This is a genomic window from Arthrobacter sp. Hiyo1, from assembly GCF_001263615.2.
Lineage (GTDB): Bacteria > Actinomycetota > Actinomycetes > Actinomycetales > Micrococcaceae > Arthrobacter.
The window spans coordinates 133,097-134,014 of sequence record NZ_DF952468.1; the positions used below are offsets into that span (position 1 = coordinate 133,097).

At 61.2% G+C, this 918-nt stretch carries 1 protein-coding gene; it reads right to left on the reverse strand.

Annotated elements, in window-relative coordinates; all coding sequences use genetic code 11:
- Positions 1-141: 141 nt before the first annotated feature.
- Complete coding sequence (locus tag AHiyo1_RS00495) at positions 142-633, reverse strand: YajQ family cyclic di-GMP-binding protein (protein WP_059387254.1); 492 nt, start codon at positions 631-633, stop codon at positions 142-144.
- Between the last annotated feature and the right edge of the window lie 285 nt (positions 634-918).

Consider the following 918-nt stretch of genomic DNA (forward strand, 5'->3'; position numbering starts at 1 on the left):
CCTTCGCCAGGCCTCGGCCCCAAAAGGCTGCGTGGAGTGACGCGCCTGTCTCCGTTAACGACGACGACGGCGCGTTGCCCGCTCAGGGGGCAACGCGCCGTCGTCGTACTTCTGGTTGGCGGCTTGGGCCGCCGCGAAGTCCTAGCTGCGGAAGTTCACGAACTGGAGATCGGCCTCTTCGAACTTCTTGAGGATGTTCATGGTCTCCTGCAGGTCATCGCGGGACTTCGAGGTGACGCGGAGCTCGTCGCCCTGGATCTGGGACTTGACGGACTTAGGGGCTTCGTCACGGATGATCTTGTTGATCTTCTTCGCGATGTCCTGGGCAATGCCCTCCTTGATGGAGCACTCCAGGCGGAATTCCTTGCCGGAGGGGTAAGGCTCGCCCTGGTCGAGGGACTTCAGCGAGATGCCGCGCTTGATGAGCTTGGACTGGAACACGTCCAGGACAGCGAGGATTCGATCCTCTGAGTTGGCCTTCATGAGGATCTTCTCGCCGCTGAAGTCGATCTCAGCGCCGACGCCCTTGAAGTCGTATCGCTGTGCGATTTCCTTCTGGGACTGGTGGAGCGCGTTGGCGACTTCCTGCTTGTCTACCTTGCTGACGACGTCGAATGTGGATTCGCCTGCCATGACTCTCCTTGTGATCGTTGGGGGTGGCCCGGAAACGGGCGGTTTTGTCTGCCATCCAGCCTAGTACGGAAGCGCCCGGCGTGTGCTGAACGTTCACAGTTCGCTCACAGCACACGCATGGCCGGAACTGAGACAGCCCCGACAGAGTTGTATCAGTTTGAAGAGCCCGTCCTGAAAAGGAGCACCATGAGCAACCAGGCCGTCCGCTACGTCACCAAGTCAGCCGCTGCCGCCGCTGGTTCAATCGGAGTCGCTGCCGCCACGGCCGCAGGCGCGGTTGCAGCC